The organism is Bradyrhizobium sp. T-1, from assembly GCF_053592855.1.
In genome coordinates this window covers 2,601,244-2,616,713 of record NZ_CM132115.1, presented here as the reverse complement: position 1 = coordinate 2,616,713, position 15,470 = coordinate 2,601,244, and the positions used below count along the sequence as shown (strand labels likewise).

Genomic DNA, 15,470 nt, shown 5'->3' with positions numbered 1-15,470 from the left:
AAACGATCGACGCGAGGTGAATTTCACATCCTTGAAAATGCACGAGCGGCGACCACATTGCCTCTTCGGCGGCGGCGTGCCTTGCAGCATGAGGTCGCTTGCGGCGATCGCTCCCGAGGTCCGCGGATTGTCGCACGCGAGGCCCGGGCTAGAATTAACGCCTTGCGGTCGCAGGGCTTCGACACGCGCCTTCTAAACGCGCCGGGACTGGCGCGCAGGTCGACTATGTCTTTCGTTCTGGCCTAAGAGAATGCATTCTGTTGACCAGCCACGCGCAACGATCCCCCCGCTATCGCCGATCGGAGATGGTTTCCCGCGGGCGAGGCATGCAACCGGGCTTGTCCGGAAAGGAAGGAGCTCCACGACCGCGTTAGCCAGGAGTTCGAGCCGAGGGAGGAAGGGCTCGCGTCCCGACTCATGCCGCACGTATCCTCGACAGGAAGCCCTGCACCTCACCGTCCAGGTGACTGCCCTCTCCGGAGAGAGCCTGCGCGGATGACAACAACTGGGCGGTCGCAGCCTCGACCTCGGCAGCACCGTTGTTGACATCGACAAAGCTCGCGGCCACCTCCTGCGTGCCCTGCGCGGCTTGATGCACGTTGCGCGATATTTCCCGGGTCGCCGCTCCTTGTTCCTCGACCGCTGCCGCGATCGCCGTGGAAATCTCCGAGATGTTGCCGATCGTCGCGCCGATCTCCTTGAGCGCCGCAACCGAATCGTTCGTCGCTGCCTGCATGGCGACGATCTGCACACCGACCTCCTCGGTCGCCTTGGACGTCTGAGCCGCCAACGCCTTCACCTCGGACGCGACGATGGCGAAGCCTCGCCCGGCCTCCCCTGCTTTCGCGGCCTCGATCGTGGCATTGAGCGCCAGCAAATTGGTCCGCTCGGCGATCGAAGTGATCAGCCTGACCACGTCGCCAACCCGCTCCGCTGCTTGGGAGAGTTCGTTGATACGAGCATCGGTCTTCGATGCGTGGTCCACTGCCGCGGTCGCAATTGCGTTCGCTGCATGCACCTGCCGTCCGATCTCCTCCACCGAGCTCGCCAGCTCCTCGGCAGCCGCGGCAACCGCCTGGACGCTCTCCGAGACGTGCTCGAACGTTGAAGCCACTTCGCCCGACCGACGCTGGGTGTCCCCGGCCGTTGCCGCCAGCGATGAGGCAGACACTTCCAGCTCACTCGCCGATGACGACACGATCGTCGCAGTTCCGCCGATTGCCTCATCGAAATCGTCGGCCAGTCGCTGCAACGTCTCTCCACGCCCGCGCCGGCGGGCCTCCATGTAGACGGAAATGGCCATGCTCATGTCGAACGTCGCGACCTTGATGATGGCCCTCTGCAGATCCGCCTTCCTCTGCTTGGCATGCCGGTCGAATACTCCAGACATGCCGCCAGCCAAGGCTTGCAACATCCCCGAGAGCACCAGGCCGTACCCGGCGATGTACCAGCACAGTTCGAAGCCCATTCTGGCATAGAGCAACTCGCCGATCCGGGTGACCGAGGCTTCGTAGGCCTCATCGAAGGTCCCGTCGAGCATGATCGACCAATGCTCCACGTACATCGCCTTGCTATCCTTGATCTGATCGGGGCTCGCGATCAAATGGGCGGTCCGCTCAAATCCGGCGTAATGAACGAAGTATGTGTCGAGCTGCGCCTGCAGATGCCGCAGGATCAGATCCTTCGACTGCCGCAGGTCCGCCAAGGCACGCTCATCGATCTGACTGAATGCGAGCCGCTGTCTGGTCTCTTCCTGTTTCATTCTGCTTTCCCGTTCATTCTGGCCAGAGCGCCACTACAAGAACATGTCGTCCAGATCTTCGGAATTCTGGTCAGCCGAAGCCGGCGCGCTCGATTCGATCGAAAAGAACTCGTCGTAAGTTCTCCGCTCGTCTTCCATCGTGTAGACCGATCGCAACTCCTCCCTGAGCCCCTGCTCGACCGCATCCGGATCTGGATTGTCGGAAGCGGTGGCCATGAACTGCTCCAGCTTGGAGTGGGCGAGGCGCCAGCCATTGCTGATGCGCTGCCGGTCCGAAACGCGTTGCGATGTCATTCCGAGCAACCATACGGTTCGCCGCCCGACGGTCTTGATCCTCTCTGTGCTCGCGCGCAAACGACCCGCAACGCGCTCGAATACGCCGATCGCAGCCGCGGCACCTTCCCTTACTGCGTCGATCTGTTGCGAATCCAGCGCGTTTCGCTCGTTCATGAGGACCTGTGTCTGGTCATCCGCACACTTCAGGCCCGCCATGATCGCACTGGCCGCCGCGACGGTCTGATTGGACAGCTCGCGCAATTGCTGGGCAACGGCACCAAGACCGCGCCCCTCCTCGCCGTCATCCACGCTGCAACACTGGATCGTGGCGTTGAAGCTCAGCATTCGAATCTGCTGCTCGATCGCCCGTATCGATTGCAGGTGCCCGACCATCTCCGCCACGGAGCGAGTGACGTCGTCAACGATTCGCTCTTGCTCCACGCGCGCGCGCTCGAACTCGCCGAGCAGAGAGCATATATGGCGCAGCTCGCCCGCTATTCGCGACAGCGATTCACTGCCGGCCGACAGCAAGGTTTGCGCCTCGTTGCTTCCGTCATTCAGAACCGCAACCGCATTCTTCGACAGGCCATTGATGTTTTCGGCAAGATCGGCGACCTCGCCTTCGAAGCGGCCGATCGCCTGGTCGAGCTGTACGAGTTGCAGACGGCCGATCGCGGCCATGGCCTCCTGCGAAGCCTGAACGTGCGATCGGTCGCGGAGCAACCCGCAAGCCTTCTCCACATGCTCGATCCGCTGCCGGGTAATATCCCCGATCTGCAGGGCGAAAATGGCCCTTCCGATCCCGCTACGGATCTGGCTCGTCGTAGCGGCCCGTTCGTCCGCGATTGATTCTACCTGCTTCCGAAACACCGCAATGGTCTCGAGTTCGGATTCGAGGGTTTTCGCGATCTGAGCGATTGTGTTGCCGTGACGGGCCACGAATGTGCTGTTCGTGAGTCGTGCAGCAGTGAGCCGCTTCGAGAGCCGTTCGTAGCCGAGTGAAAACGCATCGACGGCCTCGTTGACCTTCTGCGCCAGGGACGCCATGTCCGACGTGAACGCGGTCACGTCTTGGTTGCTCGCGCCGAACCCAGCCGCCACGATGCGGGCATTGGTCGAGATCTGTCCGATAGCACGAACGGTCGCCCGAAGATCGGACATCGGCTGCTCGACCCGCGCCGTCATTTCAGCCAGCAAGCCGACGTGGTCTTTTTCGTCGGCATGCGACACGGCGATCGCATTCACATGATCACGGATGTCGACCAGCATCTGCGCCGCCGTCGAGAACTCGGCGCTCGAGAGCTCGACCGGCAACGCTTCGTGGGCGGCAGAGAGGAGTTCGAGCAGCTTGACACAGTTGCCGAGACCGTCACCCATCTGCAGGAACGATTGCTCGATCGCCTGGCGAGGCCGGGCGAGTTCGTTGGCGACGCCCCTGAGCAAGAGGTCCTGATAGCGCAGTGCAGCGCCGCCACGAACCGGCGGACGGGTCGCCTCCCGTCCACGCGGCTCAGCGGCGTTGCCGCGATCGGAAACGGCAGGCGCACCCTGGTTCATCACGCCGCCCCCTTTCCGCGGCGCGCGTCATGAACCATCTCGGCGGCGATGCGATCAAGCGGAAGAACCTTGTCGGCGGCACCGCGCTGGATCGCTTCCTTCGGCATCCCGAATACGATGCAGCTTTCCTCGTTCTGCGCGATCGTCCTCGCGCCAGCCGCTTTCATCTCGAGCAATCCACGAGCCCCATCATCACCCATGCCGGTGAGGATGACGCCGACGGCGTTTGGCCCGGCGGCCTGGGCCGCGGAGCGGAACAGCACGTCGACGGAGGGGCGGTGGCGCGACACCGGAGGCCCGTCCTTGATGGTCACGCGATATTGGCGGCCGGCGCGCTCCAGCAGCATATGATGGTTGCCTGGTGCGATCAGTACCCTGCCGGGCAGGACGGCATCCCCTTCTGCAGCTTCCTTAATCGACATGGCACACAACGAATCCAGCCGCCTCGCGAACGCCGCAGTGAACTTTTCCGGCATGTGCTGGACGATGACGATACCTGGCGTCGCCGCCGGAAGCGCAACGAGGACGTCACGCAGGGCCTCGGTGCCCCCGGTCGACGCGCCGATGCAGACGATCGGGTCGGTCGGCGGCGTCGTGCGCCCCGGGCTGACTGCAGGAAGGATGACGTCGGCGGTGTGCTTCGCCTCGACCCGAACTGGCGCCACGACCCGCCCTCGGGGCGACCGACGCGAATGTGCCGCAGCACGGAGCACATCGCAGATTCGCATGCGCGACTCCTGCAGGAACTCCGCAGTATTGACTCGCGGCTTCGACACAACGTCCACCGCTCCAGCCTCAAGGGCCTTGATGGTCGTCTCCGAACCTTCCTCCGTCAGCGAAGAGCAGATCACCACCGGTATGGGCCGCTGCGCCATGATCTTGCGCATGAACGTCAGCCCATCCATTCGCGGCATCTCGATGTCTAGCAGGATGACGTCGGGAATCTCCTGGCGGATGCGTTCGGCGGCAATATAGGGATCCGACGCCGTCGCCATGACTTCCAGATCGGCGTCGCTCGCAATGATGTCACAGAGCGCTCTCCGTACGGAGGCGGAATCGTCGACGACCAGGACGCGAATCTTTCGTCGCGCGAAAGAGCGATCTGGTGCGTCGGTCTGCGTACTGCCCATGATCGCCTCAGACACGCTGGAATACCGCCGGCGCACACTGGCGCAGCGGCAGGCTCGAGCCGATCACCGATTCCGAGTGACCAAAGATCAGGAAGCCGCCGGGGCGCAGGTGGCTGGCCAGACGGCCCGCGACCGCCTCTTGTGTCGGCTTGTCGAAATAGATGAGGACATTGCGCACGAAGATGACATCCATCTCGCAATCGAAGGGGTACCGCTCGTCCATCAGATTGAGACGGGCAAATCGTACCTTGCGCCGCAATTCGGGGACGATACGAACCTCAGCCTGGCGCGACGACACGCTGCCAAACATGACGTAGCGATCCCGCATCGACGGGGGCACCGGGGCAATCATGTCCTTCGGATAGATCGCCAGTCTCGCCTGGGTGAGCACCTCCGTCGAAATGTCCGTGCCCAGAATTTCGAAACTGAGTCCCGTGATCCGCTCGGCGACGTCAGCCATGACCATCGCCATCGTGTAGGCTTCAGCCCCAGTCGAGCTCGCCGCGCTCCAGAGCTTGATCGTCGGCCGCTCGCCGGGCCTGCGCAGCTTCAGAAGCTTCGGCATGATTTCATGTTCGAGACATGAAAAATGCTCGGCTTCACGGAAGAAATCGGTCTTGTTAGTGGTCACCGCATCGATAAGGTAAGTGAATTCCTCCCTGAGCCCTCCCTGATCGAACAGGTACGCGCAATAGGCCGAGAGACTGCCGTGACCGAGATGTCGCGTGCGCCGACGCAGCCGTCCCTCGACCATCGTCCGCTTCGCCGGCGGCAACTTGATGCCGACGTGGTCGGTCACCAGACGAGCAATTTGCGCGAACTCCCTGTCCGTCAGGCGATCCGCCGAGGGCGGTTCATATGCGGGCTCAATACGACGAACGACTTGTGACATTGGCAATCGGGTTCACACTTCTTGCGCATTCGGAGGGCCATCCGGCAGCCCACACGTGATTTTCTCTCACCAATACAACGACGCTGCGGCTCTCAGGCTGCCCGCTCCACGACGGCAATGTCGGAAGCGGCGAACAGGCAGCCCAAGTCAAACACGGTCACGAATGCGCCGTTGCGCCGCCCGATGCCGGTAATGCACTTGGCGCTCCAGCTCGTTCCGATCTCGGGCGGCGGCTCGAGATGATTGCCGTCGAGTTCCGTGACCTCGAAGACCCGGTCCGTCTTGAGTCCGAGCGTGAGCTCACGCCCTCCGACCGTGACCTGCAGCACGATGATGCGCGTGGTCTCGGTATCCTCGCCGCTCTCGAAGCCCAGCTTCAGCCGCAGATCGACCACTGGGACGCCTTGGCCTCGCACATCGATCATGCCGAGAAAGCACGCCGGAGCGTTGGGCATCCGTGCAATCGGCTGCATCTGAAGGATCTCCCGCACCCTCTCCACCGGCAGGGCGAAGCGTTCATCGCCAACGCCCAGCGTGACGTATTGTGCACTTTCTGCCATTGCAATTCTCCATTCAGGTCGCCCGGCCGAGACCAACTTCCCCGTGCCCTACCCCTACAGCCGGCACCGTGGTATCCACCCGACTCGGGAAGAGAGACGCGGACGAGAGCGTCCGCGTCAGTCTTGCATCGAAGTTCAGGTCACGCCGCGCCCGACCGCTTGAACTCTGCATCGAGTTCGTCAGCCTCGCCGCCCATATCGAACGAGAAGCCGCCACCGCCGCCCGTTTTGCTCTTGCGCCTGACGATGCCCGGCGCGGCACTTGCTACCCGCTCCTGCATGCCGGCAACTGCGTTCCTCGCAGGCGCCTTCTGCGCAACATTCGCCGCGGCGGGCGCAGAGCGGCGCTGAACCGCCGGCACTTCGGCACGAGCACCTTGTTCGTCGAGGCGGAAGTAGCTGATGGTTGCCTGCAGCTGCTCGGCCTGGCTGGCAAGCTCCTCGGCGGTCGAGGACATTTCCTCTGCCGCTGAGGTGTTCTGCTGCGTCACCTTGTCGAGCTGCTGGATCGCCGTGTTGATCTGGCTGGCGCCGGCGTTTTGCTCGTTCGTCGCCGACGAGATCTCCGCAACGAGGCCTGCGGTCTTCTGGATGTCCGGCACCAGCCTCTTGAGCATTTCGCCGGCCTGTTCGGCGGCCTTCACGGTGTCCATCGATAGGGTCGAGATTTCGGCCGCTGCCGTCTGGCTGCGCTCGGCGAGCTTGCGCACCTCCGAAGCCACCACAGCGAAGCCACGGCCATGTTCGCCAGCACGGGCGGCTTCGACCGCCGCGTTGAGGGCAAGCAAGTCGGTCTGCCGCGCGATCTCCTGCACGATCAGGATCTTCTCGGCAATCGTCTGCATCGCCGTCACCGCCTTGCCGACCGCCTCGCCGCTGGCGTTTGCATCGTCGGCCGATTGGCGGGCGGTCTGCTCGGTCTGGACCGCATTGTCGGCATTTTGCTTGATGTTCGCGGCCATCTCTTCCATGGACGACGATGCTTCCTCGGTCGATGAGGCCTGCTCGGTCGCCCCCTGGGAAAGCTGCTCGGCGGCCGCGGACATCTCCTGGCTGCCGGCCGTGACGTTGTGCGTCGCCGTCATCACCTCGGAGACGACCTGCTTCAGCTTCGACACCATGGTGTTCAGCGCATCGATCAGGTCCTTGATCTCGTCGTTGGATTTGACCGTCGCTGTCGCGTTGAGATCGCCGGCTGCGACGGCATTGGCGAGGCCGAGTGCGCTCGCGATCGCACGACTGATGTTCAGCACGATCCAGGTCGCGGCGGCGACCGCCAGCAGCAACGAGCTGACCAGCAACGAGATCAGCAGCAGGCGCGATTGCTCGTACTGCGCCCGCGAGTCGCGCGCGGTCTGCTCCATGGCCGACTTGGCCCGGGCCGAAACGGCGTCAAGCGCAGCCTGCATCTTCAACCAGATCGGCCGGCTCTCGGCCTTCAGGAGCGCGAGTGCTTCGCTCTTCTGATTGTTGCGGCTGAGCTCGAGCACGCGGTTGTTGATGGACGCGCTTTGCTCCGAGACGGTCTGCACCGTATCAAGCAGGCGATTGCCTTCCGCATCAGCCAAGCGGCGCGCGTTCTCCAGGGCCGCCTTGGATCCGTCTCGCGCCTTGGCCAGATTTTCTTCGGCCGCCTTGACGTCAGCCGGATCGCTGTTCAGGAGGTGATAGCGAAGCTCGCGCTGAATGCGGAGCTGGTCAGCGCTCAAACTTTGAACGGCATCTCTGAGCGGCGCGGTCCGCGCGACAATTTCCGTCAGCCTATCGTCGATGCCGGCGAGGGCATTGATCCCCATCGCCATGCCGACACCGGTCATGACCAGGATGGCGGCAAACGTCACCCCCAGCTTTGCCTTCAGCGTAAATCTCATAGTCAACCCCTTTTCTGAGAAACGGACGGCCCAGCGTCGCCCGTTGCGAAAATTCTCCCCATCTCGGGGATGATAATGAACTCGTCACCACGCTTACCGATGCCGTGAACGTATTCCGGCCGCCAGCGCATGCCGATCTTCGGCGCCTGCTCGATCGTAGCTGCTTCGATCTCGCTCACGTCGTGCACGCGGTCGGCAAGAACGGCAACAATCGTCGGCTCGCCGTCGAGATCGATTTCGATCACGACGATCCTCGTATTCACGTCCGGCGGCGGCCGGTCCATGCCGAACAACAGGCGCAGATCGGCGAGCGGAACGATGCGGCCCCGCACGTTGATCAACCCGCCGACGAACGCGTTGGCATTCGGGACTTCCGTGATCGGCACCACGTCAAGGATCTCGCGCACGCTTTCGGCGTCGATCGCGAACACCTCATCCTGCAGGCGGAGCGTCAGCGCCGTCATCGCCCGGCCGGCATGACCGGGATGAATACCAGTTCTCATGCCGCCCTCCCGATCCGCTCATCGCGCAGGCGGCTCTCGAACTCCTGACCGAAGCTCACGAGATGAGCGACGTCGAGGATCAGGGCCACCGTGCCGTCTCCAAGGATGGTCGCGCCCGAGAAGTTTTCGACGTCGGCGTGAAGCTTGGAAAGCGACTTGATCACCGTCTGGCTGTTGCCGATCACCTGGTCGACCACCAACCCGACCCGGGATTCGCCGGCCGACACGATCACCACCTTTTGGTGCGGCTCGATCGCGGTCCTGGTCTTGAACAATTCACGCAGGCGAAGGAACGGCACCAAATGGCCGCGGATATTGAGGAAGTTGCGGCCGCTATTGCCAGCTTCCGCGTCCCTCGGCAGCTCCACGCACTCTTCCACCGCCGACAGTGGAATCGAGTAGCGGCCCTGCCCGACCCGCACCAGCATGCCCTCGATGATGGCAAGCGTCAGCGGCAGTCGCAACGTCACCGTCGTTCCGCCACTTGGTCTCGAGCCGAGATCGATGCGGCCGCGCAAGCCCTCGATAGTGCGCTTGACCACGTCCATGCCGACGCCTCGACCGGACAAAGCCGTGATCTCCTTCGCGGTCGAAAATCCGGGATGGAAGACCATTTGAAAAAGATCGTGGTCGGCAAGCTTTGCGTCGGGCGCGATCAGGCCGGCCTCTTCGGCCTTGGCGCGGATTCGATCGGCGTCGAGGCCCGCGCCGTCGTCGACGATCGAGATCGCCACCTCCGAGCCGGTGTGCACGGCGGACAGGCGCACCTGCCCGCGCGCGGCCTTGCCCGCGGCAATCCGTCGGCTCGGAACCTCCAGCCCATGGTCGATCGAATTGCGGATCAGATGAACCAGCGGGTCGGCCAGACGCTCGATTACCGTCTTGTCGAGCTCGGTGTCCTCGCCGGCGGTCACGAAGTCGACCTCCTTGTCGAGATCGTGCGAGAGATCGTGGACGAGACGGCGAAAGCGACCGAACAACGAGCCGATCGGCACCATGCGGATTCCCATGGTGGTGTCGCGCAGGCTCGAAGCCAGGCGCTCCATCTCCTCCGCAACATTCTTCAGATTGCCATCGTCCGAGGCGACGGCAAGCTGAGACAGCCTTGCTTGGGCAATGACCAGCTCGCCAACGCGATCCATCAGCTCGTCGAGCCGCTCCGCGGCAACGCGCACCGAGGTGCCACCCTTTGCGCCCGCGCCGGTGGAGTCGCGCGGCTTGTCGACGTCGACCGCCTTGGTCGTCGCAGCCTTGTCGTCGCGCGGCGATTCAGCGACGGTCCCGGCTAGCGTTTCGATCGACAGCTCCATCCCGTCGGCAATAAAGATGAATACGTCATCGATCGCCTGGCGCGGGCGATCTGTGCTGACGACGACCTCCCAATCCAGGTAGCAGACCTCCGAATCGATCGATTCCAGCGGAGGCACCGCATCGACCGCGACGCTCACCTCGCAAGGGCCGAGCTCGCGCAGCTCATTGAGCAGCAGAACCGGGTTGGCACCGAGCACGAGCGCGTTTTCGGCCAGACGAAACTTGACCCGCCATGTTTGGAGCGGGCTCTGGACTCGTGACGGTTCGGCTGCGCTCGCCTGGGCATCCGCGGGTGGGAAGCTGTCGGAGCGACCGCTGTCCTCGTCGCTCGAAACGATCGCACGCAGCTTTTTCAGGATCGTTTCGCCATCCGCAGCGTGCAGGCCAGGCTCGGCGATCAGCCGGGCGATGTGATCCTTTGCGGCGAGCGCCACCTGGACCAGTGGCGGACTGACCGCCACCGAGCCCTTGCGCACACGGTCGAACGCGGTCTCGAACTCATGGACGAAGCCTGCCACCTCGTCGAAGCCGAACATTGCGCCCGACCCCTTGATAGTGTGCAGCGCCCGAAACGCGCAATCGACGAGATCGCGATCGTCTGAGGACGTGCCGAGATCGAGCAGCGCCTCCTCGAGTTGGTCGAGAAGCTCTCGCGCTTCCTGATGGAAGACGTCCCGGGGATCCATCACCGTCATGGGCCGGCGACCTTCTTGATGACGGCGAGCAGCTGGTCCTGCTTGAATGGCTTCACCATCCAGGCCGTCGCGCCCGCCTCCTTTGCCTGACGCTTCATGTCCTCGTCCGATTCCGTCGTGAGAAAGATAATCGGCACGCCGGTGCTGGATGGATGCGCGCGAAACTTGCGGATGAACTCGATCCCGTTCATCCTGGGCATGTTGAGATCGGTCACCACCGCGCGAATCGGGTTGGCCGTTGCCTTGGCGTAACCGTCCTCGCCGTCGATAGCTTCGAGCGTGGCGTAGCCCGCTCCCGACAGTGTCAGCGACACCATCTGCCGGATCGAGGCGGAATCGTCGACCACCAGAACGCTCTTGCTCATGCTCCAATCTCCGCCTTCTGCAACTCGCCACCGGCCCAGAATTCTTCGTCGACGCGACGACAGGAGCCGTCGTCACCGAGAAATCCCGTCTTCGCCAGCGTGGCCCTGAACGCGCCGCTAGATCCCGTTGCAAGCGTCAGCTTGCGCCCACGCTGCTCGGCACTCTTACGCGCGCTCACGATCAACTGAATGATGCTGACATCGATGCTGCTGACGTCGCTGACATCGATTTCGATTTCGCGGGAGGCGCTGATGGCGTCCAACAGCAATCCCTGCACCTGCTTTGCGTCGCGCAGGGTGAGACTCCCCTGCAACCGCACGCGGCCTTCCGAATCCCCAACCGAGATCTTCATGAAGCCTTCGGTCCCCTCCTCACACCGCGAAACGATCGCGACCACACTGCTTGTGATTTCGACGTGTTCGCCAACTTGAGGTGGGGGAGTTAAATCAAATCTTACTATCGCGTCTCACTTGCGTGATGCGGATAGGATTTGCGGAAAGCGGATGCGAAGACCGTGTTTTTGCGGAGCTGCTTGCGCTCGCGTTCGCGTTGTCCTCGCTCTCTCTATGCGCAACCGAGATACGCACTCGTGTCGCGGTCCCTCCGCATGCATGAATTTGCTTCGCGACCAATGCGCGATCCGGATGTCGCGTTCGTAATCCGGATAGCTCGCGCATGGGTTTGGCGATGGAAGGCGCGCTTGCTCAGTGAACTGTTAACCCGGAATCTGCAGATATGGCGAGGTGGGCTCGTCGCTTCGCCGGAGCAGCCTTCAGTGCAGTTGCGTTTTCCTTGCGTCCCGTTTCTCCAACCAATGGAAGGCACATATGGCACTTCAACCCATGCACACGATCGTATTGGCGACTCAAAAGGGAGGCAGCGGCAAGAGCACGCTCGCCATCAGCCTGGCGCTGGCCGCGAAGGAGGCCGGACACAATGTTCGGCTGATCGACGCCGACCCGCAGGGAACGCTCGCAAGCTGGCGCAGGCGCCGTGCCGGTGCGGAGCCAATTGTCGAGACCGTCCACACCGTCCAGGAGATTGAGCCACGCCTGCGCGCGTTCAGGGATTGCGGCGTGACGGTGACCATCATCGATGCGGCGGGCGGTGTCAGCTCGGCAAGGACGGCGGCGATTCGCCATGCCGACCTATGCCTGATCCCGACCAGACCGACCACGGCCGATATCGAAGCAACGGCATCGACGCTCAGCCTTGTTCGGGCCTGGAATAAGCCATTTGCATTCGTTCTAAACCAGGTGCCCAGCCGCGGCCGCCGCACCGACGACGCCGCCGAAACGCTTGCGGACGAGGCGGCGGTCGACCTCGGTGACGTGCTCGCGCGTCCCTTCATCGTCACGCGCAATGATCACCAGGATGCGTTGAGTGCCGGACTGGCGGTCAGCGAGTACGCGCCGAAGAGCAAATCCTCAGACGAGATCCATCGCCTGTGGCACTGGATCGAGGCCCGGCTTGGTGCCGTCGTATCGGCCGATACGGGTGCGACCTCGCCCTTTGCAGAACTGCCTCTGCCGATTCGCGCAGAACCCGCTGCCTTCATCTTCTGACCCCGGCACGGAGCTAGGCGATACACGGCACCCCGGCACGCAGATTGCTTGCCGGATTGCGGGATACGGCCACTCTTTTCGGATATCGGATATCGTGAGGCGATATTTTCGGAACTGCGAGCGCTCATCACTCAATCCTAGGTTGAGTGAAACAGATCCAATCGGAATCCGAGTGAGATGGCGGGATAACCTTCGTAGGACTTGAACGTTCGTGCGTGCTCGTGCTTGCATCTGCTTGCCGGGATCTCTTTCTTGACGAGTTACGACTTGCCAAAGGATCCACTTCGCGAAACTCCAGTCGTTCAAGGTTCGAATTTCGAAGATCTCCTCGCCTACTACCGATCGCGCCTGCTGCCCCTGAAAATTACCCCGCCGAATCCGCGTGCCGGATTCCGGTGGTGGTCGGATTTTGCGGCGGGAGCGGGCGTGAGCGTCGTTCGCGCAGCGTATTCGAGCAGCTGGTCCTACGGTTCGGACAACGATACCGAGAACCTAAACCTATGCTTTCTCAATGCGGGCGGCTCCGAACTGACGATCGGCTCGAGAACCTTTGAGCAGACCACCTCGCGCCTGGCCATCTACGCGCAGCCGATGCTGCGACGGCAGGCCGTATTTGTTCGCAACGAAGGCCTTACCGGAGCGACGATGCGCTTCGACGCGGGCACCGTGGCCCGGCTGCTGGTCGACATGTTCGATGGAGCGCCGCTGACCAGCCTCAATCTCACGCCCACCATCGATCTCTCGAGCCATTTGGGAAGAACCCTGCAGTCGATTGCCTGTGCACTGGCGAGCGGCATGCGCGACGAACAATTGCTCCTGCGGTCACCCAAGGCCATGACCTTGCTGACGGAGGCCGCCCTCCGATTGATTCTCGAAGAGGTGCCGCACCGCCTCTCTGCGAAGCTCGAGCAGCAAAACGGAGCTGTCGCGCCGCAGCAGATCAAGCAGGCGATCGACTACATGCGGGCCAATCTTCACCTGCCGCTGACGATAACCGACATCGCGGCAGCGGTCGGCATCAGCAGCCGCTCTTTGCAGCTTGGTTTCCGCAAGCACTGCGAGACGTCACCGGCATACTATCTGCGGGGCGTCAGACTCGACGCGGTCCACAGCGAGTTGTCGTCGCCCGGAAATACATTGCCGGTCAGCGAAGTCGCCCTGAAGTGGGGATTTGCCCACATGGGACGCTTCGCAGCCCAGTATCGCCGAACCTTCGGCGTTGCTCCGTCGGAGACAGCCAGGCGCGCTGGCTCGTCCCACGTCCTCCGTCGGCAACCCTAGGAAGACAGGATGGCTCTGACCGGAATCGAGGCAAACCTGATCCGGCTCGATCACGCCGCGCGGATACCCTTCAGGAACCGCTGCACTTCCGTGCCCAGCTCTTCGCCCTGCTTGGCAAGCAGGGAGGAGGCGCGCTGCACCTGACTCGATGCGGCCACCGTCTCGTCCGCGGCATGGCTCACACCGGCGATGTTCGAGGAAACGTCGCCCGTGCCCCTGGCCGCCTGTTGCGCATTGCGCGTGATCTCCTGCGTTGCAATGCCCTGCTGCTCCACGGAGCCGGCGATCGCGGAGGCAATCTCGGAGATACGGCGAATGATCTGACTGACTTCGCGAATCGTCGTGACGGCCTCTTGCGTTGCGGTCTGAATTCCGGCGACCTGTTGCCCGATCTCGCTCGTGGCCTTTGAGGTCTGCTCGGCAAGCGTCTTGACCTCGGACGCAACGACGGCAAAACCTCTTCCCGCCTCGCCCGCACGCGCCGCCTCGATCGTGGCATTCAGCGCCAACAGATTGGTTTGCCCGGCGATCGTGTTAATGAGTTCGACGACGGTGCCAATCTTCGACGCAGCCTCGGAGAGCGAGTGAATGCGCTGATCGGCACTTCGCGAAAGTTCAACCGCTTCGGTCGAAATCCGTGTCGATTCGTCGGCCTGCCGGCCGATCTCGGTCACGGACGAAGCCATCTCTTCGCTGGCCGAGGCGACGGACTGAACGTTGGTCGAAGCCAATTCCGAGGCCGCCGCCACATTGCTCGCCCGGTGCGTCGTCGTCTCCGCAGTTTGCGCCATGGTGCCGGCGGTATCGTTCAACTCGGTCGAAGACACTGACAAGGCCTCCAGCGCGACGGTCACCTGTCGTTCGAAGTCGACGATCAAGCCGTCGACGGTCCTCTGGCGCTTTGCCCGCTCGTCCAGCAGAGCCTCCTGATAGACCGAAATCGCGAAATCCATGTCGAGCATCACGGCACAGTCCACGGCAGTGATGACGTCCCGCAGACGGGCCCTGTTCCACCGATAGGTGGAGATCGCGAGGTCCGTGAGGTGCGACAGCACGAAAGCGTAGCCCCCGATGTACCAGCGCGGCTCCAACCCGATCATGCTGTGCACAAGGCCGATCCTTCGAACACCCTCAACGTAGGCGCCATCGAAATGACCGTCGAACATACGTGCCCAGTGTGCAGATTGGGCGCCCTGCAGACGCCCCATCTGGTTGCCGACCAGCTTCGCCAATGCCGGGTTGTCCGCAAGATGTTTATAGAATCCTTCGAGGATTGCAGGCAGCGCCCTTTCGACGACCGGCCAGAACTCGCGTAGCGCCGCGCCAGTCTTCTGATCGATGCGCAAGAAGCGAAGGCGGCTCTCGCGATCAGTACGGTCATTCGAGTTGTCAGTCATAGTCCCCCACAATGTATTCGACGTCCCCGCGCTGGCGAGGCACAGACGGCCGCGAGCGTGAATGCATCCGCGAACCAGTGCTGTTGGGAAATAGACGCGGGGAGATCAAATCAAAGCTTAACTATAGTGGCGCGGTTGCGCGATCCGGACTGATTGTTCGGAAATCGGATGTCAGACCTGCACCGACCTCGTGCAGCACGTGGCGGTGCATTGGCGTTCCGCCCACGCAGCGACAGCCGTACCTTCTCACCAGAACGAGACCTGCCGCTTATCTCGGCTCCGTCCATGACCCCGGACATTCGAT

At 62.7% G+C, this 15,470-nt stretch carries 13 protein-coding genes; 2 read left to right on the top strand and 11 right to left on the bottom strand.

From position 1 onward, the window contains the following. Positions 1-415: 415 nt before the first annotated feature. The 10 genes from ACWAT4_RS12550 to ACWAT4_RS12505 all read right to left on the bottom strand — a co-directional run bounded on the left by ACWAT4_RS12550 (position 416) and on the right by ACWAT4_RS12505 (position 11,275). Complete coding sequence (locus ACWAT4_RS12550) at positions 416-1,762, bottom strand: methyl-accepting chemotaxis protein (protein WP_249154277.1); 1,347 nt, start codon at positions 1,760-1,762, stop codon at positions 416-418. 33 nt (positions 1,763-1,795) lie between these two features. After that, on the bottom strand, positions 1,796-3,595 hold the full coding sequence (locus ACWAT4_RS12545) for a hypothetical protein (RefSeq protein WP_449730669.1): 1,800 nt from the start codon (positions 3,593-3,595) through the stop codon (positions 1,796-1,798). After that, on the bottom strand, positions 3,595-4,725 hold the full coding sequence (locus ACWAT4_RS12540) for a protein-glutamate methylesterase/protein-glutamine glutaminase (protein ID WP_449730668.1): 1,131 nt from the start codon (positions 4,723-4,725) through the stop codon (positions 3,595-3,597). Before ACWAT4_RS12540 ends, ACWAT4_RS12545 begins: the two co-directional genes overlap by 1 nt. Before the next feature lie 7 nt (positions 4,726-4,732). Then, the gene (locus ACWAT4_RS12535) at positions 4,733-5,617 is read right to left on the bottom strand and encodes a CheR family methyltransferase (RefSeq protein WP_212298741.1); all 885 of its coding nucleotides are present in this window, start codon (positions 5,615-5,617) and stop codon (positions 4,733-4,735) included. 92 nt (positions 5,618-5,709) lie between these two features. Next, positions 5,710-6,177, bottom strand: a complete 468-nt coding sequence (locus tag ACWAT4_RS12530) for a chemotaxis protein CheW (protein WP_212298742.1) — start codon at positions 6,175-6,177, stop codon at positions 5,710-5,712. 140 nt (positions 6,178-6,317) lie between these two features. Then, a complete protein-coding gene (locus tag ACWAT4_RS12525; protein WP_449730667.1) occupies positions 6,318-8,048 on the bottom strand; it encodes a methyl-accepting chemotaxis protein in 1,731 nt (576 codons plus the stop codon). Between the two features lie 2 nt (positions 8,049-8,050). Further along, a complete protein-coding gene (locus tag ACWAT4_RS12520) occupies positions 8,051-8,512 on the bottom strand; it encodes a chemotaxis protein CheW (RefSeq protein WP_212298744.1) in 462 nt (153 codons plus the stop codon). Positions 8,513-8,547: 35 nt separating this feature from the next. Beyond that, entirely contained in the window at positions 8,548-10,557 is a 2,010-nt protein-coding gene (locus ACWAT4_RS12515; RefSeq protein ID WP_449730666.1) for a chemotaxis protein CheA, read from the bottom strand. Next, positions 10,554-10,922, bottom strand: a complete 369-nt coding sequence (locus tag ACWAT4_RS12510) for a response regulator (RefSeq protein WP_212425462.1) — start codon at positions 10,920-10,922, stop codon at positions 10,554-10,556. The genes ACWAT4_RS12515 and ACWAT4_RS12510 overlap by 4 nt, the downstream gene beginning before the upstream one ends. Next, the gene (locus ACWAT4_RS12505) at positions 10,919-11,275 is read right to left on the bottom strand and encodes an STAS domain-containing protein (protein WP_449730665.1); all 357 of its coding nucleotides are present in this window, start codon (positions 11,273-11,275) and stop codon (positions 10,919-10,921) included. The genes ACWAT4_RS12510 and ACWAT4_RS12505 overlap by 4 nt, the downstream gene beginning before the upstream one ends. A gap of 490 nt (positions 11,276-11,765) precedes the next feature. Here ACWAT4_RS12505 and ACWAT4_RS12500 point away from each other — a divergent pair, with 490 nt between their 5' ends. Next, the gene (locus ACWAT4_RS12500; protein WP_449731203.1) at positions 11,766-12,488 is read left to right on the top strand and encodes a nucleotide-binding protein; all 723 of its coding nucleotides are present in this window, start codon (positions 11,766-11,768) and stop codon (positions 12,486-12,488) included. A gap of 252 nt (positions 12,489-12,740) precedes the next feature. Beyond that, positions 12,741-13,769 carry a helix-turn-helix transcriptional regulator gene (locus ACWAT4_RS12495; protein ID WP_449730664.1) on the top strand — a complete coding sequence of 343 codons (1,029 nt, stop codon included), beginning with the start codon at positions 12,741-12,743 and terminating at the stop codon, positions 13,767-13,769. A gap of 50 nt (positions 13,770-13,819) precedes the next feature. On the opposite strand, the gene ACWAT4_RS12490 is transcribed toward ACWAT4_RS12495, so the two are convergent. Beyond that, the gene (locus ACWAT4_RS12490; protein WP_212298749.1) at positions 13,820-15,166 is read right to left on the bottom strand and encodes a globin-coupled sensor protein; all 1,347 of its coding nucleotides are present in this window, start codon (positions 15,164-15,166) and stop codon (positions 13,820-13,822) included. Positions 15,167-15,470: the final 304 nt, after the last annotated feature.

Coding starts and splice junctions, on each gene's coding strand:
- ACWAT4_RS12550 (WP_249154277.1), bottom strand. CDS start 1,762: ATGAAACAGGAAGAGACCAGACAGCGGCTCGCATTCAGTCAGATCGAT.
- ACWAT4_RS12520 (WP_212298744.1), bottom strand. CDS start 8,512: ATGACGGCGCTGACGCTCCGCCTGCAGGATGAGGTGTTCGCGATCGAC.
- ACWAT4_RS12500 (WP_449731203.1), top strand. CDS start 11,766: ATGCACACGATCGTATTGGCGACTCAAAAGGGAGGCAGCGGCAAGAGC.
- ACWAT4_RS12540 (WP_449730668.1), bottom strand. CDS start 4,725: ATGGGCAGTACGCAGACCGACGCACCAGATCGCTCTTTCGCGCGACGA.
- ACWAT4_RS12525 (WP_449730667.1), bottom strand. CDS start 8,048: ATGAGATTTACGCTGAAGGCAAAGCTGGGGGTGACGTTTGCCGCCATC.
- ACWAT4_RS12505 (WP_449730665.1), bottom strand. CDS start 11,275: ATGAAGATCTCGGTTGGGGATTCGGAAGGCCGCGTGCGGTTGCAGGGG.
- ACWAT4_RS12490 (WP_212298749.1), bottom strand. CDS start 15,166: ATGACTGACAACTCGAATGACCGTACTGATCGCGAGAGCCGCCTTCGC.
- ACWAT4_RS12515 (WP_449730666.1), bottom strand. CDS start 10,557: ATGACGGTGATGGATCCCCGGGACGTCTTCCATCAGGAAGCGCGAGAG.
- ACWAT4_RS12535 (WP_212298741.1), bottom strand. CDS start 5,617: ATGTCACAAGTCGTTCGTCGTATTGAGCCCGCATATGAACCGCCCTCG.
- ACWAT4_RS12510 (WP_212425462.1), bottom strand. CDS start 10,922: ATGAGCAAGAGCGTTCTGGTGGTCGACGATTCCGCCTCGATCCGGCAG.
- ACWAT4_RS12545 (WP_449730669.1), bottom strand. CDS start 3,595: ATGAACCAGGGTGCGCCTGCCGTTTCCGATCGCGGCAACGCCGCTGAG.
- ACWAT4_RS12530 (WP_212298742.1), bottom strand. CDS start 6,177: ATGGCAGAAAGTGCACAATACGTCACGCTGGGCGTTGGCGATGAACGC.